At 65.3% G+C, this 23,840-nt stretch carries 18 protein-coding genes; 11 read left to right on the forward strand and 7 right to left on the reverse strand.

Annotation, left to right across the window (positions count from 1 at the left end; all coding sequences use genetic code 11):
* Positions 1–98 precede the first annotated feature (98 nt).
* On the reverse strand, positions 99–854 hold the full coding sequence (locus BMY90_RS06960) for a TetR/AcrR family transcriptional regulator (protein ID WP_008207471.1): 756 nt from the start codon (positions 852–854) through the stop codon (positions 99–101).
* Between the two features lie 382 nt (positions 855–1,236).
* On the opposite strand from BMY90_RS06960, the gene BMY90_RS06965 reads away from it, so the two are divergent.
* Entirely contained in the window at positions 1,237–2,163 is a 927-nt protein-coding gene (locus tag BMY90_RS06965) for a M14 family metallopeptidase (protein WP_092702768.1), read from the forward strand.
* Between the two features lie 46 nt (positions 2,164–2,209).
* Here the strand turns inward: BMY90_RS06965 and BMY90_RS06970 are convergent, their stop codons facing one another.
* Positions 2,210–2,701 carry a low molecular weight protein-tyrosine-phosphatase gene (locus BMY90_RS06970; RefSeq protein ID WP_092702770.1) on the reverse strand — a complete coding sequence of 164 codons (492 nt, stop codon included), beginning with the start codon at positions 2,699–2,701 and terminating at the stop codon, positions 2,210–2,212.
* 303 nt (positions 2,702–3,004) lie between these two features.
* Here BMY90_RS06970 and rsgA point away from each other — a divergent pair, with 303 nt between their 5' ends.
* Positions 3,005–3,838: a GTPase RsgA gene (rsgA, locus tag BMY90_RS06975; RefSeq protein ID WP_175481518.1), complete on the forward strand. Its 834-nt coding sequence runs from the start codon at positions 3,005–3,007 to the stop codon at positions 3,836–3,838.
* Positions 3,839–4,156: 318 nt separating this feature from the next.
* Positions 4,157–4,537, forward strand: a complete 381-nt coding sequence (locus BMY90_RS06980; protein ID WP_008210401.1) for a YciI family protein — start codon at positions 4,157–4,159, stop codon at positions 4,535–4,537.
* Between the two features lie 17 nt (positions 4,538–4,554).
* On the opposite strand, the gene tsaA is transcribed toward BMY90_RS06980, so the two are convergent.
* The 3 genes from tsaA to BMY90_RS06995 form a co-directional block, all read right to left on the reverse strand.
* Positions 4,555–5,136 carry a tRNA (N6-threonylcarbamoyladenosine(37)-N6)-methyltransferase TrmO gene (gene tsaA, locus BMY90_RS06985; protein ID WP_245734968.1) on the reverse strand — a complete coding sequence of 194 codons (582 nt, stop codon included), beginning with the start codon at positions 5,134–5,136 and terminating at the stop codon, positions 4,555–4,557.
* Positions 5,137–5,190: 54 nt separating this feature from the next.
* The gene (locus BMY90_RS06990; protein WP_092702774.1) at positions 5,191–5,982 is read right to left on the reverse strand and encodes an META and DUF4377 domain-containing protein; all 792 of its coding nucleotides are present in this window, start codon (positions 5,980–5,982) and stop codon (positions 5,191–5,193) included.
* Between the two features lie 299 nt (positions 5,983–6,281).
* On the reverse strand, positions 6,282–8,714 hold the full coding sequence (locus tag BMY90_RS06995) for a TonB-dependent receptor (RefSeq protein WP_092702776.1): 2,433 nt from the start codon (positions 8,712–8,714) through the stop codon (positions 6,282–6,284).
* A gap of 326 nt (positions 8,715–9,040) precedes the next feature.
* On the opposite strand from BMY90_RS06995, the gene BMY90_RS07000 reads away from it, so the two are divergent.
* The 3 genes from BMY90_RS07000 (at position 9,041) to BMY90_RS07010 (ending at position 14,421) form a co-directional block, all read left to right on the forward strand.
* A complete protein-coding gene (locus tag BMY90_RS07000) occupies positions 9,041–10,069 on the forward strand; it encodes a LacI family DNA-binding transcriptional regulator (RefSeq protein WP_092702778.1) in 1,029 nt (342 codons plus the stop codon).
* Between the two features lie 139 nt (positions 10,070–10,208).
* A complete protein-coding gene (locus BMY90_RS07005; RefSeq protein WP_092702780.1) occupies positions 10,209–12,779 on the forward strand; it encodes a glycoside hydrolase family 3 protein in 2,571 nt (856 codons plus the stop codon).
* Between the two features lie 253 nt (positions 12,780–13,032).
* A complete protein-coding gene (locus tag BMY90_RS07010) occupies positions 13,033–14,421 on the forward strand; it encodes a sugar porter family MFS transporter (protein ID WP_092702782.1) in 1,389 nt (462 codons plus the stop codon).
* A 798-nt stretch (positions 14,422–15,219) separates the two neighbouring features.
* Here BMY90_RS07010 and BMY90_RS07015 read toward each other — a convergent pair.
* A complete protein-coding gene (locus BMY90_RS07015) occupies positions 15,220–16,809 on the reverse strand; it encodes a sensor histidine kinase (RefSeq protein WP_092703043.1) in 1,590 nt (529 codons plus the stop codon).
* Between BMY90_RS07015 and BMY90_RS17330 the strand changes: the two genes are divergently transcribed.
* The 5 genes from BMY90_RS17330 to BMY90_RS07040 all read left to right on the forward strand — a co-directional run bounded on the left by BMY90_RS17330 (position 16,808) and on the right by BMY90_RS07040 (position 22,501).
* Positions 16,808–16,987, forward strand: a complete 180-nt coding sequence (locus BMY90_RS17330; RefSeq protein ID WP_092702784.1) for a hypothetical protein — start codon at positions 16,808–16,810, stop codon at positions 16,985–16,987. The genes BMY90_RS07015 and BMY90_RS17330 overlap by 2 nt on opposite strands.
* A 175-nt stretch (positions 16,988–17,162) precedes the next feature.
* Positions 17,163–18,323: an ADP-forming succinate--CoA ligase subunit beta gene (gene sucC, locus BMY90_RS07025; protein WP_092702786.1), complete on the forward strand. Its 1,161-nt coding sequence runs from the start codon at positions 17,163–17,165 to the stop codon at positions 18,321–18,323.
* A 14-nt stretch (positions 18,324–18,337) separates the two neighbouring features.
* Positions 18,338–19,210 carry a succinate--CoA ligase subunit alpha gene (gene sucD / locus BMY90_RS07030; RefSeq protein ID WP_008211359.1) on the forward strand — a complete coding sequence of 291 codons (873 nt, stop codon included), beginning with the start codon at positions 18,338–18,340 and terminating at the stop codon, positions 19,208–19,210.
* Between the two features lie 233 nt (positions 19,211–19,443).
* Positions 19,444–20,739: an adenosylmethionine--8-amino-7-oxononanoate transaminase gene (gene bioA / locus BMY90_RS07035; RefSeq protein WP_092702788.1), complete on the forward strand. Its 1,296-nt coding sequence runs from the start codon at positions 19,444–19,446 to the stop codon at positions 20,737–20,739.
* A gap of 136 nt (positions 20,740–20,875) precedes the next feature.
* On the forward strand, positions 20,876–22,501 hold the full coding sequence (locus tag BMY90_RS07040) for an NAD+ synthase (RefSeq protein ID WP_092702790.1): 1,626 nt from the start codon (positions 20,876–20,878) through the stop codon (positions 22,499–22,501).
* Between the two features lie 483 nt (positions 22,502–22,984).
* Here the strand turns inward: BMY90_RS07040 and BMY90_RS07045 are convergent, their stop codons facing one another.
* Positions 22,985–23,836, reverse strand: coding sequence for an outer membrane protein assembly factor BamD (locus BMY90_RS07045; RefSeq protein WP_092702792.1), 852 nt, complete (start codon positions 23,834–23,836; stop codon positions 22,985–22,987).
* Between the last annotated feature and the right edge of the window lie 4 nt (positions 23,837–23,840).

Below are 23,840 nucleotides of genomic sequence, written 5' to 3' on the forward strand. Positions count from 1 at the left end.
CGGCCATGAAGCCGGTGACCGTGACAACGTCGGGAACGTGGATGCTCCGAAAGGCGGCATGAGGTACGGCACCGTTCGGTGGCGGAGCGGTCGTTGGATCATGGGTCTTTCCCCCTGCGTGGTCGCCCGGTCCTTGCGGGCGACGGTGTGACAGCCTGCGTGTCTGCAACGGCAAGCACGCGTTCGATGGCATGGACCTGTTCGGCGGTACCGAAGGGACCTGCCAGGGTGGGCGTGATCAGTGAAATCAGTCGGGCCAGCAATTCGGCGTCGTCGATGTCCTGGCCCATGCTGAGCGTGGCGGCGAGCTGGTCGAAATCTTCGCCGGCAAGCATGCCGGCAAGGGCCTTCAGGCCGAAGTGCAGGCGCAGGCCCAGTTCATTGCGCGGCAAGCCCGGAAGCGCGGCCGAGAACGCTTCGAAAAAGCGCTCGAAAATGGGCCGGTAATGTTCCTGCAGATAGTTGCGGATGAACGGCGACGGATCGCTGTAGACGCGGCCCAGCAGGCGCATGAAACAGGGGCCGCCGGCGGGGTCACGGCTCAGCCGCAGCGCCGGCACGAACAGCGTGCCGAGGATGGACGCGGCATCGGGCCGCTCGTGCCATTCGCGTTCGCAAGCGGTGAGCAGCTTCAGCCGCGCCTCGTTGAGGCTGGACAGGCGCAGCGTGAGCAACTCGTGCATCAGCGCTTCCTTGCCGCCGTAGTGATAGTTCACTGCGGCAAGGTTGGCGTGAGCGAGGGCGGTGATCTGGCGCAGCGACATCGTGTCGTAGCCCTGTTCGACAAACAGGACTTCGGCCGCTTCGAGCAAGCGTTGCCGGGTGTGGCTGCTGGAAGACTGGCTGCCGCGCATGAAAAGCACCAGGTTCGCCCAAGGGACGCCGTGAGGCGCAAAACGGTTTCAAATGGATCTTTTCAAATCAACAGTTGAAACGCATGTATGAAGCTAGTGTTACATCCATGTGAGTGCAATCTGCAGCGCACGATCGATGCATCTGAAACACGCTGGATAAGCAAAAACGGCAGGTCTCGCGCGCAAAGCCGCTCCCTGCAAGGCATGGAAATACGGCATGTTTTCGGAGCGGCAACGGAAAAGCGCGGGTATTTGCGCTTTTTTGCTGCATGGCAATACGCAGGGGTGGCTGCGGGCGAGCGCGGATGCCCCGGCGTGAGCGGAGGCCGGTGTTAAAGTGCCACGTTTGATTGATGCCAAGACTCTGAAGCGAGGTGACACGATGACGACCCAAGCCCCCTATCCGATCGGCACGCCCGGTATTCCCTGGGGCGCGGCGGAAGTGGCCGCCTGGCGTTCGCGCCAGCACCGTCAACGCAGCTACGCCGACGATGTGCTGGGTGCGATCGACGGCCTGAGTGCGCGCTTCGACGTGGTGGAATACGGTCGTCTGGATTACGCGCCCGACAGCTACCCGCAATTCGCGCTGAAGAGCCGTCACTGGGACGACGCGTTGCCGATCATGCTGGTAACCGGCGGCGTACACGGTTACGAAACCAGTGGCGTGCACGGCGCGCTGCAGTTCATCGATCGGCATGCGGCCGACTATGCGGGCAAGGCGAATTTGCTGATGGTGCCGTGTGTGAGCCCATGGGGTTACGAGCGCGTCCACCGCTGGAATCCGGACGCGCTGGACCCGAACCGTTCGTTCCACGCCGACAGCCCGGCGCAGGAATCGGCATCACTGATGCGTCTGGTCGCCCCGTTCCGCGATCGCGTGCTGATGCATATCGACCTGCACGAGACCACCGATACCGACGAAACCGAATTCCGGCCGGCATTGGCTGCGCGCGATGGCGTGGCGTACGAGCCGGGCGAGATTCCCGACGGTTTCTACCTGGTCGACGACAGCGAACACCCGCAGCCGGCGTTCCAGCAGGCGGTGATCGAGGCGGTGGCGAAAGTCACCCACATCGCGCCAGCCGATGCGCATGGCGAGATCATCGGTTCGCCGGTGGTGGCACCGGGCGTGATCGAGTACGCGCTGACCTCACTTGGACTTTGCGCCAGCATCACCACGGCACGCTACAAGACCACCACCGAGGTCTATCCCGACAGCCCCCATGCCACGCCGGAACAATGCAACGCGGCGCAGGTGGCGGCGGTGTGTGCGGCGATCGACTTCGCGCTGGCGCATCGGCAGGCCTGACGGGGCCGGCGAAAGCCCCGCAGGGGCGGCCGCGCGCGACCGGTACTCAGCCGGCGCGCATTGCCGCCCAGTGTGCGAGCAAGCCCTCCACGCCGGCGTCGATCATGTCGAAGGCGGCAATGAAATCCTGCGTGCCGCCGTACCAGGGATCGGGCACGTCGATCGCCTCGTGGCCGTCGGCGTAGCGCATCAGCAGGTCGGCCTTGTCCGCATGCCGCGGCAACAGTTGCCTGAGTGCGCGCACATGGGTCGACGTCATGCCCAGCAGCAGGTCGAAGCGCAGGAAGTCGTCCGGCTTCACCTTGCGCGCACGATGCGGCGGCATGCTCACGCCGCGGCGGCGCAGTTCGGCCAGTGCACGCCGGTCCGGCGGGTTGCCCAGTTCCTCGTCGCTGATCGCCGCGCTGTCCGCGTGCACGTGCATGCCGCGCGCGGCAGCCTTGTGCAGCAGCAGCGCGTGGGCCGTCGGCGAGCGACAGATGTTGCCGGTGCAGACGAACAATACCGAGGGCGGGTGCGTGTCGATGGGCATGCGCATGGAGCCGTGCTGCGGAAAACCTGCACGCTAGCAGCAAGCCAGGGTTTTCTCGAAGCCCGGTTTCCAGCGGTCACATGTGCTTGCGTGCAGTTGCCGGCACGGTTAACCTGCGCATCCCGTTCACCCAGCCAGAAGGAGGAATACAGCCATGAATGTTGTAGCAGCCACCTCCGCCGGGTCGACGCGCGCCTGATCGCTCTGCCAGCTTCATGCTGGCGCGCTTCCTCAAGTTTGTCTCGCACCCCGGCGCCTTGTGCGGCCATGCATTGGCCGTCGCTTCACCGTCTGCATCCGGGTGTTTTCATGCCTTTTCCGATATGTTCCCTCCACCAGCTTGGCTGGCAGCCGCGCTATGCGCACGATCTGAACCTGGACGATTTCGAGGCCGGCTACCCGGCGCGGGTGGTAGCCGAGTACGGCGACCACTTCGTGGTGGCGTCCTCGTGCGGACGGCAGGACATGCCACGGCCACGGCATTCGCCCGGTGGCGAGATGCACGTGATCATCGGCGACTGGCTGTTGCTTGAACACCACAGTGGCCGCCTGCTGCGCGTACTGCCACGCCAGTCCCTGTTCGCCCATGCGTTGCTTGGCGATGCAGGCCCTGGTAATCCGGTGGTAGCGAACCTCGACACATTGTTCGTGGTCACTTCGTGCGATGAGGATTTCAATGTGACGCGCGTGGAACGCCATCTCGCGCGGGCGTTCGCCGCGGCCGTGACTCCGGTGGTGGTGATGACCAAGGCCGATCGCTGTCCCGATGCATCGGCCTGGCTGGCCACCGCGCAACGCCTGTTGCCCCAGGCGTGCGTGGTGCTGGTGAATGCCACCGTGCCGGCGAGCGTGGCCCAGCTCGATGCATGGCTGGTGCCGGGCAACACCTTGGCGATGGTCGGGTCGCCTGGCGTGGGCAAGGCGGCATTGATGCGCCACTGGCTTGACGATGCGACTGCGGCACTCCCGCAGCAGACGGCCCGGCAACGACACGCAGGTGTCGCGGCGTCGATGCTTTCCACCCGTTCGGGCGCATGGATCATCGACACCCTTGCCATGCACGCGCTTTGCCGGGCCGTGGATGCGCCCATGCAAACGGATGCGGCCGGTCTTGTCACGATGCGGGCCATGGATCGATGCTGAATGGTGATGCCGGGTGTGAACGTTTCTTCCATATTTGCGCCCTGCATGCGTGCGACCGCCTGCGTGCGTCGTATCCTAGGAGCTTGGGCGGCAGAAATCTTCCGGGCTGCAAAAGTGTCTGCGTGGTCCATATTTCCGTCGATTCTTGGCCCATAGAACCACTATGGGCCGGCTAATCGTCGAAAATCTGTCTTCACGCAGCCACTTTTTCGCCTCGAAAGTTTCTACCGCCCACGCTCCTAGGGGGCCCTCGGCGATTCTGTCGAGGCATTGCGGAGTATCGGGCAGAACGCTTTTCGTGCGAGGCAGGCAGACACCATGAAATTCCTGATGATGATCTACGTCGACGACAGTTTGCTGGAGGCGCTGCCTGCGGGTGAATTCGACACACGCATGCGCGGTTGCCTGGCGCATGCCGACGAGTTGCGCGGGCAGGGGCAATTGCACGATTCGCAGCAACTGGAGCCGGCGTCCACTGCGCGGTCCGTGCGCGTGCGCGGCGAACGCACCCAAATCACCGACGGGCCGTTCGCCGAGACCAAGGAATACCTGGCCGGCTTCAACCTGATCGAGGCGGCGGACATGGACGAAGCGATGCGCATGGCGCTGGAATTTCCGTGGGCACGCACCGGCTGCATCGAACTGCGGCCGATACGCGACATGGATGCGGTGCGCCAGCGCGTGGGCGCAGCCAGGTAACGACTCGCTGCAGGCGCTCAGCGCGTGCGCGGTCGCCGCGGACCGGGCGCGGATTGCCGGCCTTGCGTGGCGTCGATGGCGTCGATCCAGCCGGCGCGCGATTGCGGGAACGCATCGGCGTAGGGCACGTACGGTTTGATGTCGAGGATCGGCGTGCCGTCGAGCAGGTCCATGCCGCGCGCGCGCAGTGCACGCTCTTCCACCGCCACCAGTTCCACGGCGGACAGGCCGATGGCGTTGGGCCGGTGCGGTGAACGCGTGGCCAGCACGCTGCGCTTGCCGCCACCGCGCGGCGGTTTCACTTCGGCCTTCCAGCCTTCGCTGCGGTGGAAGGCGAACAGCAGCCAGATGCGCTCGAAACCGGCCAGGTCGCGGAAGGCTTCGGTCGGGATGCCGTCGACGAAAACGATCAGCGCATCGGCGGCGTGGCCGGTCTCCGTACCTTGCACCACCGTGGGTTGGTGTGGCGCATCGATGCGCCGCGCATAGGGCGAGCGGGCGAAGGCGATGGGGTGGCAGCTGAGGGCGTCGGCGGGATCGGGCATGGTATGCGGCGGTGGTTCGGAAGCCGTCATTGTCGCAGCGTCGCGTTGCGGCATGCGTTTATCGGGCCCCACCTGCGAGTGCGGCTGTGGCGGATCGTGAGCCGGCCTTCAGTGTTTCGCGGCATCTGCCGTCGGCAGCGCCGATTCCACTACCATGTCCAGCACGTAGGCGCTGCTCGGGGCGCCTGCTGCCGGATGCTTGATCGCATAGCGCTTCACGCGCAACACGTTGCGCACGCCGGCGTGGTGGGTATAGCCGTCGATGGGTTGTTCCAGCGGATGCCATGGGTCGGGCGTGCCGGCTTTCAGGCCATTGCTGGCGTAGTGGCGTTCGCGCACCGACAGGCACTGCTTGCCGGCCATGGCCTGGCTGGCGCACGGCACCGTCTGCGGCGCCACTTCCAGGAATTCGGTGGTGCCGCTGCTGCCGTAGCGGGTTTCCGGCGTGGGCTGGCCGGTGAACGACAGCGTGTCGCCAGCGGCAGTGGTCAGGTTCAATTGCGGTTGTGCGCCGGCGCGTTGCAGCTTGAACGAAAGCTCGCCGTGCAGGCGCTGGCTGGCATCGCGCTCCATCGCCATCAGCGGCTTGTCGGCGCAGAACATCATGGTGTGGGTGAGCGGGCCGATGTCGAGCTTGTTGCCGTCGACATGGTAGCTGCCGCTGATCGCGTTGCAGGCATGGCTGATGCGCATGCGGCCATCGGCGAAGTCCAGTTGCAGCGGTTTTTGCGGATGCGCGAACAAGGCGTCGAGGCGTTGGCCGGCGTGATCGGTGGCGGCGCTCAGTTGCCAGTGATACTGGCCAAGCGTGCGTGCGGGATCAGTGGCACGAGCAGCGTGGGCGAACATCGGCAGGCAGGCCAGCACGGCCAGCGGCAGCCAGGTCAGGCGACGGGTCATGGCACATCCTCCATTCGGCGCAGGCGAACAGCATACGCTGCCAACGTTGCTGCTGGCCGAACGCGAGGTGAGCGCGACGCATGAAAAAAAAGCCCCCACCGAGGTGGGGGCCAGTGCGTGCCCATGGGCATGCGGGGTGCCGATGGCGACTTTTGCGGGCGGGGTTCCCGGCAGGTCGACGATCGGCGGGACGGACCGGCGGGGGCCGGTCCGGTATCGCGGGAAGCCAAGGGAGGGGAGGGGGCTTCCCGTGATGCCGCGCGGGTTGCCCCGCGCGGGTCGAACATCGGGGCTTCCGATCAGAACCAGATGCCCAGGTTCACGCCGTAGGTACGCGGCGCGAGGTACTGCGAGACATAGACAAACTTGCCGTCGTTGCCGATGAACCGGGCGGCGTTGGTGCGCACCTTGTCGTTGGCGATGTTCTGCACGTACAGGCCCACCCACCACTTGTCCTGCGGCTCCTCGTAACGCAGCGTGAAATCGCCGCGGGTATATGCCTTCTGCTGGTCGCCTTCACCCAGGTTCAACGGGCTGAGCCAGCTCATGCTTTCATGGTGCACGCTCAGGCGTGGTGTCAGGGTGCCGCCGTTGCCGAGGCGGAAATCATGTTCGTACACCGCGGTCACGTCCACGCTCGGGGCGTGTGCCAGCGTGTTGCCGGTGATGTCGATGCAGTTGCTGATGCCCGATGCAGGCGCACAGGCAGGCAAGCCGGCGTAGTCGTTGCTGCCGGCGTAGAGCAGGGTGCCGAGCTTCTTCTTCGGGATCGCGGAGAACACCAGGTCGAAGCGGTCGTTGTCGCCGATCCGCGCGGCCAGCTCGGATTCGATGCCGAATACCTTGGTGGTGCCCTTGACGTTGGAGAAGCCCAGGCCCTGGTTGCCGTCCGGGTAGGTGATCGGCGCGGAGAGCTGGAAGTTCTTGAACCGCTCGTAGTAGATCGCGCTGTTCCAGGTGACGTGGCCGTCGAGGAACGAGAACTTCGAACCGACTTCGTAGTTGGTCAGTGTCTCGGCTGCATACGGCGTGCCACCATCCTGCAGACCGCCGGACTTGTAGCCGGTGGACACGCTGGCGTACAGCAGCCCGTGCTGGCCGACGTCGAGGTCCAGTCGGCCCAGCCAGGTGGCATGACCCTTGTTGTATTTGCCGTCGTTGTGCTGCGAGATGGCCCATGCCGGCGGTGCGGGAACGTCACCGGTGGAAATCGGCAATTGCGGCACGCTGGGGTCGTAGGCCCAGCCCCAGTTGACGCCGCCCTGGTTGGTTTTCTTGTCCTTGCTGTAACGCGCGCCGGCGGTGAAGCGCAGCGAATCGGTGATGTGCCAGGTGGCCTGCCCGAAGACGGCGTCGGACTTCACCGTTTCCTTCGGCTGGATGAACGAACCCTGCCAGTTCACGCTGCCGAGTTCGGTCCCGTGCATTTGCGGGATGTCGAAACGGATGTTGTTGTTTTCCTGCGCGTAGTACAGGCCCAGGATCCAGTCGATGGTGTGCTCGCCGCGCGACTTCAGGTCGATTTCCTGACTGCTGTTGCGGTAGTTGGACGAGTTGGTGCGGTCTTCCTGGAAGATGCCGCCACTGCTGAAACTGGTGGGCAGTACGGCGCCGGCATCCTGGTCATAGTCGCTCTTGCCGCTGTATTTGCTGTAGCCGGCCACGTAGCTGAGGGTCAGGTAGTCGCTGAGGTTCCAGTCGATGTGGCTGCGCACCGTGCTGGAGGTGCGATCGAGATACGGCGCGGTGTCGATCAGCGCCGACCAGAATTCCTGGCCGGGACGCGGATTCTGCATCAGGTTCATGCTGGGCGTGCCGCGATCACGGAAGTACTCGTACGAGAGGTTCCAGGTGAAGTCGGCATTGGGTTGCCACAACGCGCTGACGCGGGCTGCGGACTGGTTCTGCGCGCCGTACTTCTGGCCGCGGGTGATGTACAGGTTGGTGTTGATCGGCTGGAACGTCGCCGCACTGCCACCGCTGGCGATGTAGTTGGCCTGCTGCTGGGCTACCGACGGAATCTGCCCGACCGGGTTCTGGTAGTTCTCGTAACCGTCGTGCTGCTGCTGGGCCACCGCCACCCGCAGGGCGAAGGTGCTGCTGATCGGCAGGTTCACCGCGGCGCGCGTGCCGATCTGGTTGTAGTTGCCGGCACTCATTTCGGCATTGCCGTAGAAGCCGCCGGTGAGATCGGGTTTGGTGGTCACGAAGTTGATCGCGCCGACGGTGGAGTTGCGCCCCCACAAGGTGCCCTGCGGACCGCGCATCACGTCGACGTGGTCGATGTCCAGCAGCAGGCTGGCGGCGGCTTCGGCGCGTGGTGCGTAGACGCCGTCGACGAAGGTGGCCACTTCCGGATCGGCGTATTCAGTCTTGGCGCTGTCGTTGCCGATGCCGCGAAGGGTGAGCGTGATGACGCCATGGTCACCCTCGGTGGTGGCGGCCAGGCCGGGCACCATCTGGGTGATGTCCTGCACGGTCATCACGCGGCTCTTGTCCAGCGTGTCGGCGCCGATGGCGCTGATCGCGATGGGGGTTTTCTCGAGCGGAGTCGTGCGCTTGGTTGCGGTGACTTCGATCGCGCCGAGGTTCTTGATGGTCTTCTGGCCAGCCTGGGTGGCTGGCGCAGCAGGGTCCTGCTGGGCGGTCGTCGCCGGCTCGCCGGCAAGCACGTTGCCTGTCGCGAGCACAGCGAGAATGGCGCCGCAAAGCGCTGAGTAACGGTACTTCATTTCAGGTCTCTCCCCATGGAATGAAATTGGTAATGAAACTGGTGGTGCCGATGTTGGCACGTCGGAATCAGTTGCCGACGATGCCGGTTTACCGCAAGATGACAGCGCTGTCAATTTAAATTGATAGCGCTGTCATTTTCGTCAGCGATGGCGCGGGCCGGGCGCTGAGGATATTTGGGCATAAGTCCCGGCGTCAGTGCCGGATGTCGTGGACGCGGGTGACGGCGGGCCGGCGTGAAACCCCTCGCGGCGCCGAAGGGGCCCGGCCAGCGAGGCATTGATGATCATCGGCCCGGGCAGGGCCGGCAGGACAATACGGGAGTTCCATGAGGACACGCATCGAGGATGTGGCACGCCAGGCGGGGGTTTCGCCAAAGACGGTATCGCGGGTGCTCAACAACGAGCCGAACGTGCGCGAGGCCTTGCGCGAGCGGACCCTGGCCGCGGTGAGGGCGCTGGGTTACCGGCCCAATCCGTCGGCGCGCAGCCTGGCCAGCAATCGTTCGTTCCTGATCGCGCTGCTGTACGACAACCCGTCGCCGTACTACGTGATGGAGGTGCAGAACGGCGTGCTCGATGCGTGCGACGAGCATCGCTACAGCATGATGGTGCGACCGCTGTTGTCCAGCGCGCCGGACTTCCTGGAGCGGGTGGATGCACTGGTCTCGCAGTTCCGTCCGGATGGCCTGGTGCTGACGCCGCCGATCGCCGATCACGCGAAGTTGCTGGCGCTGCTGCAGTCACGCGGCACGCCGCATGCGCGCATCTCGCCGAAGAGCCGCAGCCGGGGCGTGGGCGCCACGCTGGACGAGCGTTCGGCGGCGCGCGAAATGGTGCGGCATCTGGTGACGTTGGGGCACCGGCGCATCGCGCACATCACCGGCCATCATTCGCACGGGGCCAGCAGCTGGCGTCTGCTGGGCTATCGCGACGGGCTGGAGCAGGCGGGGCTGCCGTTCGATCCGGCGTTGGTGGTCGAGGGCCTGTTCTCGTTCGACTCCGGCGTGGTCGCGGCGCGCCAGTTGTTCGCGCTGCGGCGTCGGCCCACGGCGGTGTTTGCCGGCAACGACGACACCGCGGCCGGCGTGATGTGGGCGGCGGCAGAGCATGGCCTGTCGATACCGGGCGACGTATCGATCTGCGGCTTCGATGACACGCCGCTGTCGCGCCAGGTCTGGCCGGCGCTGACCACGGTATGCCAGCCCAGTCAGGACATGGGGCGCATCGCCACGCAACAGTTGTTGCGCACGATCGACAACGATGCCGAGGGCGACATGGTGTCGGTGCCGTTCACCCTGCAATTGCGTCGCTCGACCGGCGCGGCGCCGCTGCGCGCCCGTGCACGCAAGGCATGACGACATGCGGTTGGCGTCCTTCGGTGATCGATTTCCCGTCAATTTGACAGCGCTGTCATTTTCTGCGAATACTCGATCATCACCCTTCGTATCGGCGCTCGCCTGCGCCGTCGTGCACAAGTTTGTGAGGAGAGTTGCCGTGCGGTTTGTCTTTCGTGATGCGGGCGTGCCGCTATGTGCCGTGGCGCTGGTCGTGGGTTTGTCGGCTGGCGTGCTGGGCCTGGCCCATGCCGATGCCGCGCGGCAGGTGGTCAGGTTCGATACCACGGTGCATCCGGCGCTGTGGCCGAAGGTGCGCTGGCCGCTGGCGCGCGATGCCGCGCTGGAGCAGCGGGTGCAAACGCTGCTTTCGAAGATGTCGTTGCGCGACAAGGTCGGCCAGGTGATCCAGGCCGACATCGGCAGCGTGACGCCGGACGACGTGCGCAAGTACCGGCTCGGTTCGATCCTCGCCGGTGGCAATTCCAAGCCTGGCGGCGGACGGCTGGCTGGCCCGGCGAAATGGCTGGCGCTGTCCGATGCGTACTATCGCGCCTCGATGGATACCAGCCACGGTGGCGTGGCCATCCCGGTGCTGTTCGGCGTCGATGCGGTGCATGGCGACAACGACGTGCTCGGCTCCACCATCTTCCCGCAGAACTCCGCGATGGGCGCCACGCGCGATCCCGAACTGGTGCGCGAGATCGGTGCGGCGACCGCGCAGGAAGCGCGCGCGGCAGGCATCAACTGGACCTTCGCGCCCACCATCACGGTGCCGCGGGATGACCGTTGGGGCCGCACCTACGAAGGCTATTCGGAGAGCCCGAAAGTCGTCGCCAGTTACGCCGGCGCGGCCGTCGAAGGCTTGCAGGGCAAGCCGGGCACGCCGCAGTTTCTGGACAGTTCGCATGTCATCGCCACCGCCAAACATTTTCTTGGCGATGGTTCCACCAAGGATGGCAAGGACCAGGGCGACGCCGAGATCAGCGAGAAGACCTTGCGCGATGTGGCCAACGCCGGTTATCCGCCGGCCATCGCTGCGGGCGTGCAGACGGTGATGGCGTCGTTCTCGAGCTGGAACGGCGTGAAGATGACCGGCAACAAGGCGCTGCTCACCGATGTGCTGAAGGATCGGATGGATTTCCAGGGCTTCGTCGTCGGTGACTGGAACGGCCATGGCCAGATTCCCGGTTGCAGCAACGTCGATTGTCCGCAGGCGATCAATGCCGGCCTGGACATGTACATGGCGCCGGACAGCTGGCGCGGCCTGTACGAACACACGCTGGCGGAAGTGAAGTCCGGCGTGATTCCGATGGCGCGGCTGGATGATGCGGTCGCGCGCATCCTGCGGGTGAAGTTCCGGCTCGGCCTGTTCGACCAGGGGGCGCCGTCGGCGCAGCCGCTGGGCGGCAAGTTCAACCTGATCGGCAGTGCGGCACATCGCGCGCTGGCGCGTCGCGCGGTGCGCGAGTCGCTGGTACTGCTGAAGAACGAACACCACCTGCTGCCGCTGGATCCGAAGCAGCACATCCTGGTGGCCGGCGATGGCGCGAACAGCATTCCCAAGCAAAGCGGCGGCTGGACGCTGACCTGGCAGGGCACCGGCACCACCAATGCCGACTTCCCGCATGGCGAATCGATCTGGAGCGGCATCGACGCCCAGGTCAAGGCCGCCGGAGGCAGCGCCGAGCTGTCGGTGGACGGCAAGTACACGCACAAGCCGGACGTGGCGATCGTGGTCTACGGCGAGAATCCCTACGCCGAATTCCAGGGCGACGTGCCGACGCTGGCGTTCGCGCCGGGCGATCCCACCGATCTCGATTTGATCCGCCGTCTGCGCGCGCAAGGCATTCCGGTGGTGTCGGTATTCCTGTCCGGGCGTCCGCTGTGGGTGAACCCGGAAATCAACGCCTCCAATGCGTTCGTCGCCGCATGGTTGCCCGGTTCCGAAGGCGCCGGGGTGGCCGACGTGTTGTTGCGCAATGCCAGTGGCAAGGTGCAGTACGACTTCCACGGCAAGCTGGCCTATTCCTGGCCGCGTACCGCGGTGCAGACGCCGCTCAACGTGGGTCAGAAGGATTACCACCCGCAGTTCGCGTTCGGCTATGGCCTGACCTACGAGGACAATGGTGACCTCGGCAAGCTGTCCGAAGTTTCCGGCCTGCCCGCCAACGTGGCCGCGCCTGGCGTGTACCTGCAACGCGGCAAGCCGGCAGGCGGATTGGCGCTGACGCTGTCGGGCGCCAGTGGTTCGCCTGTCGACGTGACGGCCATGCCCGCCGCCACGCCTGACGACAGCCTGAAAGTTGCCGCCGAGGACTACCAGCGGCAGGAAGATGCGCGACGCCTCGCCTGGTCCGGCACCGATGCGGCCACGTTCGCATTGCACGCTATCAAGCCGCTGAACCTTGATCGCCAGACCAATGGCGACGTGCAACTGGTGGCCACGATCAAGATCGATGCGCTGGCGCCAGGACGCGTCACGCTCGGCATGGATTGCGGCCGGACATGCGGCGCCAGTGTGCCGGTGGATGCCACGCTGGCCACGCTGCCGAAAGGCCAGTGGCTGCGCGTGGGCATGTCGCTGAAATGCTTCCACGACGCCGGTGCCAACATGGCCCGCATCGACGTGCCGTTCCGCCTGGAAACGGCCGCACGCGACACGATTTCGATCACGCATGTGGCACTGGGCACCAACGCGGATCACGTGCTGCCCTGTCCGAAGCCATGACGCGCGGACCTGCGTGAGCGCAACGAAGTGCGCCCCTCCCCCTTCGGGAGAGGGTGGCGGCAGCCGGGTGAGGGTACGGGCGGAGTGGGACGTGGCGGCGTTGCCGAACTCTCACCCCAACCCCTCTTCCTCGCTCCTCAAAGCGGGGCCATCCATGGCCCCTCTCCGCGTCCAAAGGGAGAGGGGCTTCACCGGCACAGCCATGCCGCAGCGGAAGCCCCATTCAACAATCGACATCCACCGGGGAGAATCCATGAACGCCATCGCTGCACCGCTTGTCGTGCCACGGCGCACCACCGTCGTCGTCACCTGCATCCTCGCTGCGCTGGCGGGGTTGATGTTCGGCCTCGACATCGGGGTGATTTCCGGCGCCACGCCGTTCATCCAGAAGGAGTTCGGCATCAGCGACCGGATGGTCGAGTGGATCGTCAGCTCGATGATGCTGGGGGCAGCCATCGGCGCACTCGGCGCCGGCTGGTTGTCGGCCACGCTGGGACGCAAGCGCTCGCTGATCCTGGGGGGCGTGCTGTTCGTGCTGGGCTCGTTGCTGTGCAGTCTGGCGTGGTCGCCGGACAGCCTGATCGCGGCGCGCGTGGTGCTGGGCCTGGCCATCGGCGTGGCGACGTTCACCGCGCCGCTGTATCTGGCCGAAGTGGCGCCGGAGAAGACCCGCGGCGCGATGATCTCGCTGTACCAGCTGATGATCACCAGCGGCATCCTGGTCGCGTTCCTGTCCGATACCGCACTCAGCTACAGCGGCAACTGGCGCTGGATGCTGGGCATCATCGCGATTCCCGGCGTGCTGTTCCTGCTGGGCCTGTTCCTGCTGCCGTGCAGCCCGCGCTGGCTGATGATGCGCGGCCGGCGCGACGAGGCCGTGGAGGTGCTGCGGCGCTTGCGTGGCGATGATGATCACGTGGCACGCGAAGTGGCCGACATCGAGGAGCAGCTGAAGAACCCGCAGCGCGGCTGGCACATGTTTTTCCAGAACGCCAATTTCCGCCGTTCCGTCGGCCTGGGCGTGTTGCTGCAAGTGGTGCAGCAGTTCACCGGCATGAACGTGGTGATGTACTACGCGCCACGGATTTTCCAGGGCATGGGTTACGACACCGAAGCGCAGATGTGGTTTACCGCGGTGGTGGGCCTGGTCAACGTGCTGGCCACCTTCATTGCCTTTGGCCTGGTCGACCGGCTGGGGCGCAAGCCGATTCTGTATGCGGGTTTCGCCACCATGGCGCTGGGGCTGGGCGTGGTCGGCACCATGATGCATCTGGGCATCGCCACGCACGGCGAGCAGTTGTTCACCGTGGCGATGCTGCTGGTATTCATCGCCGGCTTCGCGATGTCGGCCGGCCCGCTGATCTGGACGCTGTGCTCGGAAGTACAGCCGCTGAAGGGGCGCGACTTCGGCATCGCCGTCTCCACCTTCACCAACTGGGTGGCGAACATGATCGTGGGCGCCACCTTCCTGAGCCTGCTCAACGGCATTGGCGACGCGCGCACGTTCTGGCTGTATGCCGGCTTGAACGGGGTGTTCCTGGTGTTCACGTTCTGGCTGGTGCCGGAAACGCGCGGCGTCACGCTGGAGCAGATCGAGCGCAACCTGATGGCGGGGAAGCGCCTGCGGCGCATCGGGCGGTAGATCTTTTGGGCGGATCGCCTTGACTGAAATGCCTTCGGCTACGGGCCGTCACCTGTGGTGCCGAGGGTTCTGTCCACCAGTCGGCGGGCGGGTTCATTTCTGGTTTGGATTGTTGTACTGACTCGGGTCGGCTTCGAATTTGCGTAGTCGCAAACTGGCTCGCCTGCGGTGGACTTTCGAGCGCCTGCCGGCGCCCGAGTTACCTCTCTTTGCTGGCCCACGCCACTGCAGGAGCAGTGGCGAACAGCGAAGCTGGCCCGAAGGGCGAAGGGCAGGATGCCCGGAGTCAAGAGACGTAACCCAGAGAAATGGCCTATGGGACCCGCCGACCCTACAAGCCTGATCGGTCGAGGCTTTTTGGAATAGAGGTGGCTCTTCCTGTTACACCAGCGGCCACTCCGCGCCGTCACCGTTAACTGAGGGCTAGGAAGGGCAAGCTCGCGGGATTGAACTCGACGCTGCAGTGTGCGGTTTTCATCCCCCTTCGAGAAGCGGCGCGCGGCGTAGGATCAGGCCCGCAGGGTGGCCGGCAGGGATGCCGGCCAGTTCGCCGTCAGCACAGGATGTGCTGTCGGCGAACCCCCGTAGCCGGGCGCGGACCCGCCGGCTCGCAGAGCCGGTGGGCGCGAACGCAGGGTGCCTCTCTCTTGGGTTACTTTCTCTCGGGCAAGCGAGAGAAAGTGACTCGGCCGCCGGCAGGTGGGCGAAACCACGCCACCCTAGGTGGCGGCACGGAGCCGAAGGCATTTTCGGCCAAAGCGATTCCTGCCTGCGCAGGAATGACGAGCGCGAGAGCACCTACGCCAGGGCTTCGCCCACCCGCGCCGGCGGCGTAAGCACCAGCCGGAAGCAGCTGCCGCCGCCGGCGACGCGCACATATTCCAGTCCGGCCTGGTTGGCTTCGCTCATCTGGCGCGCCAGGTAGAGGCCCAGGCCGGTGCCGTATTCGTGGGTGGTGTAGAACGGTTCGAAGATCTGCGCGGCGACTTTTGGCGGGATGCCGGGGCCGCGGTCGATGACTTCCAGGATCGGCACGCCGTGTTCGCCCAGCCGGGCCACCACCATCACCCGCGCCGGTTCGCCCGGCATGCGGCCGTAACGCAACGCGTTCTGCACCAGGTTCCATGCCACCTGCTGCAGTTGCTGCGGGTCGGCCACGGCGATGACCTGACCGCTGCTGTTGATCGCGCGTAGCGAGTCGCTGCCGATGTCGTTGCCCTGCAGGTACTCGGCCACGAAGTCGCTGGCCCAGTGGCCCAGATCCAGCGTCTCCGGGCGAGAGCGCTCACGCCGTGACAGTTGCAGGATGTTCTCGATGATCTCGTTCAGTCGCACGCAGTGGTTGTTGATGATTTCCACCATGCGCTGGTCGGTGGCGTTCATGTCGTCCGATTCGGCGAGCAATTGCGCCGAATAGCGGATCGCCGCCAACGGGTTGCGGATTTCGTGGGCGATCGAGGCGGACAGCCGGCCCAGCGAGCTGAGCGTGAGCTCCTCGGCGCGGCGCGAGACCAGCGAGGTGTCGTCGAGGAAGATCAGCACCAGCGAGTCGTCGTTCGGCGCCAGCCGGGTGAAGCGCGGCACCACCTCGGGCACGCCGTCGGCCAGTTGGGTGGCGGTTTCGTCGAGCTTGCCCGAGGTCATCCAGTGGTACAGCCGGCGCGACAGCTCCGGCGCCAGCCGGCCCAGGTCGCGCTGGTCGGCGGAGGGGTTGCCCAGCAGCATCCAGGCCGATTCGTTGATCTGGTGAATGCGGTTGGCATCGTCCACCAGCAGCACGCCGGTCTTCATGCGGCGGATGATCAGCTCGTTGACCTGGGCCAGGTTGGCCAGGTCGATGCTGCGCTGCTCGGCCAGCGCCTCGGTGGCCTGCAACTGGCGACTGAGCACGTGGCAGAGCGCGACGATGGCGAAGTAGGCCAGCCCAAACAGGCTGGATTCAAGCAGGTGGAAGTCGTTGGTGCCGCTGCCGTGGGGCAGTTCCAGCAGGGTATGGCCGAGCAGCCCCAGCGTGGCGAGGGCAGCGAAGAACGCGGCCAGCCGCAGCGGCAGCAGCAGGGCGCCGGTGGCCAGGTTCACTGCCAGCATCATCTCGATGCCGATGCGCGCATTGCTCATGGTGCTCAGCGCCAGCAGCGCGGCGGCCACGTCCACCGCCAGCGCAACCGAGACCATCCATTGCATGCGCGGCGAGTTGCGGCGCGCCGACAGCAATGCCAGCACGGCAAAGCCGAGGTAGGCCAGCGCCACGATCCGCGCGATGCCCGGGGTTTCCAGGCGTGGCCAGCCCATGCCGGGCGGGCTGAAGGACAGGCCCACGTAGACCAGTGCCTGCGCCACCCGGAAATAGTTGAGGAACAGCCATTCGTGCCGGACCGTGCCGGTCATGGCGGGGCTGGTCGGGTCGGGCGGCGTGCGGCTGGACACGGATGGCGCACTCGGTGGCAAGGTCGTGGCCGAGTGTATCGGCAGCGGCGCCACGGCCGCCATGCGCCGGCCCGAAGCCATGGCGCAGGCCCGTTCCGGGGGCAAAACGGCGCTTTCGACCTATGGCCCCTTTCCATAACGGCCCACTTCCACGAAAATAGGCGGCCGTATTGCGCGGTTCCCGTCATGTTGACTCATGGCTGCGGCGCATTGCACGCCGGCAGCGCGTCTCGAACCGCCGTCCGATTTCCCAGCCCGCGCCGTGCGTCATTTGCGCGAGGCCGTCCCTTTCCCCCGTTCGCTCGAGGTATCGAATGAATTTCCACGAGTACCAGGCCAAAGAATTGTTCGCGCAGTACGGCATCACCGTACCGCCGGGCAAGGTCGCCAACTCCCCCGACGCCGCCGTCGACGCCGCCAAGGCGCTGGGCGGTTCCCAATGGATGGTCAAGGCGCAGATCCACGCCGGTGGCCGCGGCAAGGCCGGCGGCGTCAAGTTCTGCAAGAGCTTCGACGAAGTGCACGCCGCCGCCAAGGGCATGCTGGGCACCCGCATGGCCACCTACCAGTCGGCCGGCCGCGCGCTGCCGGTGAACCTGGTGCTGGTGACCGACGCCACCGACATCGCCAAGGAGCTGTACCTGTCGGTGCTGGTCGACCGCGATTCCAAGGCCGTCTCCTTCATCGCCTCCAAGCACGGCGGCGTGGACATCGAGCAGGTCGCCAAGGAAACCCCGGAAGACATCCACACCGTCGTGGTGGATTTCGTCGAAGGTTTGCAGCCGTACCAGTGCCGCCAACTCGGTTTCGCGATGGACCTGAACCCGAAGCAGGTCAACCAGCTGACCAAGATCATGCTGGGCCTGTACAAGCTGTTCAACGAGAAGGATCTGTCGCTGGTCGAGCTGAACCCGCTGGCGATCCTCGCCGACGGCAGCCTCGCCGCGCTGGACGGCAAGGTGAACTCCGACGATAACGCCGAGTACCGCCATGCCGACCTGGCCGCCATGCGCGACCTGACCCAGGAAGACGCGGCCGAAGCCGCGGCGGTGCAGAACAACCTGAACTACGTGACGATGGACGGTTCCATCGGCTGCATGGTCAACGGCGCGGGCCTGGCCATGGCCACCATGGACGTGATCAAGCTGGCGGGCGGCGAGCCGGCCAACTTCCTCGATGTGGGCGGCGGTGCCACCAAGGAGCGCGTGACCGAGGCGTTCAAGCTGATCCTGTCCTCGGACAAGGTGAAGTGCATTCTGGTGAACATCTTCGGTGGCATCGTGCGCTGCGACCTGATCGCCGAAGGCATCATCGCCGCGGTGAAGGAAGTGGGCCTGACCATTCCGGTGGTGGTGCGCCTGCAGGGCACCAATGTCGATCAGGGGCGCGAGCTGCTGGCCAATTCCGGCCTGGCGATCACGCCAGCCGACGATCTCAACGACGCGGCGCAGAAAGCCGTGGCCGCCGCGAAGTGAGGAGCTAGTAAGTCATGTCAGTTCTCATCAACAAGAACACCAAGGTGCTGGTGCAGGGCTTCACCGGCCAGCAGGGCACCTTCCACGCGCAGCAGGCGCTGGATTACGGCACCCAGGTCGTCGGTGGCGTCACGCCGGGCAAGGGCGGCAGCCAGCACATCGGCCTGCCGGTCTTCAACGAAGTCGCCGAAGCCGTCGCCGAGACCGGCGCCGACGCCTCGGTCATCTTCGTGCCGCCGCCGTTCGCGGCCGACTCCATCCTCGAAGCCATCGACGCCGGCATCAAGGTGATTGTGGCGATCACCGAGGGCATTCCGGTGCTGGATATGCTGCGCGTGAAGAACGTGCTGCAGCAGCATCCGGAAACCGTGCTGATCGGGCCGAACTGCCCCGGCGTGATCACCCCGGGCGAATGCAAGATCGGCATCATGCCGGGCCACATCCACAAGCCGGGCAAGGTCGGCATCGTGTCGCGTTCGGGCACGCTGACCTATGAAGCCGTGTTCCAGACCACCAACGAGGGCCTGGGCCAGTCCACCTGCATCGGCATCGGTGGCGATCCGATCAACGGCCTGAACTTCATCGACTGCCTGAAGCTGTTCCAGGACGACCCGCAGACCGAAGGCATCATCATGGTCGGCGAGATCGGCGGTTCGGCCGAGGAAGACGCGGCGGAATTCATTTCCGAGTACGTGAAGAAGCCGGTGGTTTCGTTCATCGCTGGAGCCTCGGCTCCGGCCGGCAAGCGCATGGGCCATGCCGGTGCGATCATCTCCGGTGGCAAGGGCACGGCGGAAGCCAAGTTCGCCGCGCTGGAGAAGGCCGGTGTCACCACGGTGAAGTCGCCTGCCGATCTCGGCAAGACGCTTGCCAAGCTGATGAAGTAAGCGGCGCGATTCATTGCGCTGGAGACAAAGGCCGCGCTCCGTCGCGGCCTTTGTTTGAAGCCCCTCTCCCTTTGGGAGAGGGGTTGGGGTGAGGGTTCGGGCTTGCGCCGACGTTCGTCGTGATCGCTTCGTCCGTACCCTCATCCGCCTGCCAGCACCTTCTCACCCACAAGGGGACTCCCAAGGTCGCCGGAGGGAGAAGGGAAAAGCTTGCCTGTGGTTGAGGAATATCGATGCTCACCGACCCCTTCGACCAAACTCATCTCTGGCACCCGTACAGCGCATTGCCCAACCCGGTGCCGGCGCTCAAGGTCACGCGTGCCGAGGGCGTGATGCTGGAACTGGCCGATGGCACCCGCCTGATCGATGGCATGGCCTCGTGGTGGTGCGCAATCCACGGCTACAACCATCCCGTGCTGAACCAGGCGGTGACCGACCAGCTTGGCAACATGTCGCACGTGATGTTCGGCGGGCTCACCCATGAGCCGGCGATCGCGCTGGGCAAGTTGTTGCTGGATATCGTGCCGCAGGGGCTGGATGCGGTCTTCTATGCCGATTCCGGTTCCGTATCGGTCGAAGTGGCGCTGAAGATGGCGGTCCAGTATTGGGTCGCCAAGGAGCGTCCGGGCAAAGGCAATATCGCCACCGTGCGCTCGGGTTATCACGGCGACACCTGGAACGCGATGTCGGTATGCGATCCGGTGACCGGCATGCATGGGCTGTTTGGCTCCGCACTGCCACAACGCCTGTTCGTGCCGGCGCCGCGCACGTCGTTTGGCACGGCGTGGGACGCGGCCGACATTGTCCCGCTGGAGCGCCTGTTCGCCGAGCGAGCCGACGAGTTGGCCGCCTTCATCATCGAGCCGGTGGTGCAGGGCGCGGGCGGCATGCGCTTCTACCATCCGCAATACCTGGCGGAGCTGGCGCGGCTGTGCCGCGAGTACGAGGTGCTGCTGATCTGCGACGAGATCGCCACCGGCTTCGGTCGCAGCGGCAAGCTGTTCGCCAGCGAGTGGGCCGGTATCACGCCGGACATCCTGTGCCTGGGCAAGGCGCTCACCGGCGGTTACATGACCCTGGCCGCCACGCTGACCCGGCGCGATATCGCCGAGACGATCGGTGCGGGCGAGCCCGGCGTGTTCATGCACGGTCCCACCTTCATGGCCAATCCGCTGGCTTGTGCGGTGGCGCTGGCCTCGACCCGCCTGTTGCTGGCTGGCGATTGGCAGCAGCAGGTTGGGCGGATCGAGCGCCTGCTGGCCGAGCGCCTCGCCCCGGCGCGCGAGCTGTCGCAGGTTGCCGACGTGCGCGTGCTCGGCGCCATCGGCGTGATCGAGCTGCGTGCGCCGGTGCGACTGGAACGCATCCAGCAACGCATGCTGGCGCAGGGGGTCTGGATTCGCCCGTTCGGCAAGCTGGTGTACGTGATGCCGCCGTATGTCATCAGCGATGACGAATTGCAACAGTTGTGCGACGGCATGCTCGCCGTGGTGGCCAGTCTGCAGCCCGACGACCTGCGCGTGCTGTAGGAAGCCCGCTTGCGAGCGATGCTTTGTGCTTTCTGCTCGCAGCAGCGCCATGGCAAAAGCCTCGCCCGCGGGCGGGCTCCTACACGCGCGATGGCGCGATTAGAATGGGCTTCCTCTTCCATCCCCCTTGTCTCCCATGGCAAACACCTTTCGCTTCGCGCTGGCACAACACGATTTCCCGGTCGGCGCCGTTGCCGCGAACGCGGCCAGGGCACGCGAATTGATGGACGAGGCACGCGCCGGTGGTGCGGCGCTGGTCGCCTTTCCCGAGCTGACCCTGAGTGGTTACCCGCCGGAAGACTTGCTGCTGCGGCCGAGCTTCCTCGCCGCCTGCGAGCAGGAACTCGATGGCCTGGCCGCGAGCACGAACGGTCTGGCTGCGCTGGTCGGTTTTCCGCACAGCGAAGGCGAGGTGTTCAACGCCGCCGCGCTGTTGCGCGAGGGGCGCGTGGCGCAGATTGCGCACAAGCAGGCGCTGCCCAATTACGGCGTGTTCGACGACAAGCGCTATTTCCGCCCGGGCCACGCCAGCGCGGTGACCACGTTGAATGACGTGCGCATCGGCCTGCTGATCTGCGAGGACGTGTGGCGTTCCGAGCCAGCTGCCGCAGTGGCGCGGGCCGGGGCGGAGTTGATCGTGGTCATCAATGCGTCGCCCTGGGACGATACCAAGCAGGACGAGCGCGAGGCGATCCTGAGCTCGCGCGCGAAGGAAACCGGTTGCGCGATCGCCTATCTCAACCTGGTCGGCGGTCAGGACGAGGTGGTCTACGACGGGGCTTCGCTGCTGGTGAATGGCGACGGCTCCATCGCCGCACGCGCGCCGGCCTTCGTCGATGCGCTGCTGTGGGCCAGCTTTGATCCGGCCACGCGCACGCTGCAGGCCGAGGGCTGGCCGGAGGCTGCCGATACGTCGCGCGAGGCGGTGCTGTACGCCGCACTGGTGCGCGGCACCCGCGACTACATCGACAAGAACGGTTTTCCCGGCGTGCTGCTGGGCCTGTCCGGCGGCATCGACTCGGCGCTGACCCTGGCGCTGGCGGTGGATGCACTGGGCGCCGAGCGTGTCACCGCGGTGATGATGCCGACGCGCTACACCTCGAAATTGTCGCTGGATGGCGCGCGCAAGCAGGCCGAGGATCTGGGCGTGGATTACCACGTCATTGACATCGAGCCGACCGTCGATGCCTTCATCGGTGCGCTGACCCCGGCTTTTGCCGGCAAGGGCGTGGACACCACCGAGGAAAACCTGCAGTCACGCACCCGCGGCACGATGCTGATGGCGCTGTCGAACAAGCACGGCAAGCTGCTGCTGGCCACCGGCAACAAGAGCGAGATGGCGGTGGGCTACTGCACGCTGTACGGCGACATGTGCGGTGCCTATGCACCGCTGAAGGATGTCTACAAGACCGCGGTATACCGGCTCTCACGCTGGCGTAATGCGCAGCCGGGCGGGGTGGAGGCGATTCCGGTCGCGGTGATCGAACGCCCGCCCTCGGCCGAACTGCGTGCCGACCAGACCGACCAGGACTCGCTGCCGCCCTACGACGAGCTGGACGCGATCCTCGGCCGTTTCATCGAAACCGAGCAGTCGCAGGCGGAGATCATCGCCGCCGGCTTTGCCGCCGAGACGGTGCATCGCGTGGTGCGGCTGGTGCTGGTCAACGAGTTCAAGCGCCGCCAGTCGGCGCCGGGCCCCCGCGTCACCACCCGCGCGTTCGGCCGCGAGCGGCGCTATCCCATCACCTCCGGCTGGCGCTAGCCGGGCAGCGGGGCAGGGCATCTCGAAAAACCTCTCGATCTACGTCATTCCGGCTTTCGCTCACTGCTGTCCGGAATAAAAATGCGCCATGCGTAGAAAGCCCCGAGCCGTACAACTTTGCAACCATTGAGTTCGCATGAGACTCAAATTTCAGAGTTATCGGCCACACCCCGTCTCGTCATCCCAGCGAAAGCTGGGATCCAGTTAAGATGCTGTGCGAAGCACACTCAACTTCTTGTTTTTGTGTGCTTCGCACGCATGTTCGACTGGATTCCAGCTTTCGCTGGAATGACGGATTCGGCTGCCGTCATGCCTTCGCAAAATTGTTCCGGACAGCAGTGAACTTTCGCCGGAATGACGTACCCCTGGAATTTTTCGAGATTCGCTACAGGGCCTTGTCGTGTGGAGGGATCCGATAAGCCACAAAAAAGCCGGCGATGTTTCGCCGGCTTTTTGTGGTTGATTCCTGAACGGAATGGAGCGTCAATGATGCCCGGAGAACGGAATCATCTTGCGCAGCGTGGACGGGGCATGCGGCCACTTCGGGTCCGTCAGGTACGGGTGATCCGGATAGTTCATCGCCAGCACCTTGCGCACCTGCTCGGCCTGCGCTTTCTGGCCCAGCATCAGGTAGCTGCGGCACAGGATGGCCAGGGCATCGCCGGCCTGCGGCGACTGCTGGTAATGCTCGATCACGTACTGGGCGCGGTCGGCCGAGGCCACGAAGGCCTTGTGGCGCAGGTAGAACTCGGCCACGTTGATTTCGAACTTCGCCAGCACGTTGCGCAGGTAGATCATGCGCTGACGGGCGTCGGCGGCGTAGGCGCTGTCGGGGAAACGGCGGGTCAACTCGGCGAAATCGTCGAACGACTTCAGGTTGTAGCCCTGGTCACGACGCGACTGCGCGCCGTTGCGGCCGAACCAGCGCTCGACCACGCCACCGGTGCGGTCGAAATTGATCAGGCCGCGCAGGTAATAGGCATAATCCACATGCTTGTGCATGGGGAAGGTCTTGATGAAGCGGTCGACCGTGGAATAGGCGTCGTCCGGCTGGTTGTCCTTGTACTGTGCATAGGCCAGGTCGAGCTGGGCCTGCTCGTTGTACGGGCCGGACGGGAAACGGGCGATCAGACGCTGGTAGTCTTTCTCGGCCGCGCCGTAGTCGCCGTGCTCAAGCGCATTGTGCGATTTGGCATAAAGCTGCGGCAGCGACATCGTGTCAATGGTCTGCTTGTGGCGGAACATCGCACATCCGCTCATTCCCATCACGAGAATGAGCATCACGAGCACTTTCAGGGCGGGCCGCAGAGTGGCCGACAGCTTGGTTACGCGCATGAGT

Source organism: Rhodanobacter glycinis, assembly GCF_900114325.1.
Taxonomy (GTDB): domain Bacteria; phylum Pseudomonadota; class Gammaproteobacteria; order Xanthomonadales; family Rhodanobacteraceae; genus Rhodanobacter_A; species Rhodanobacter_A glycinis.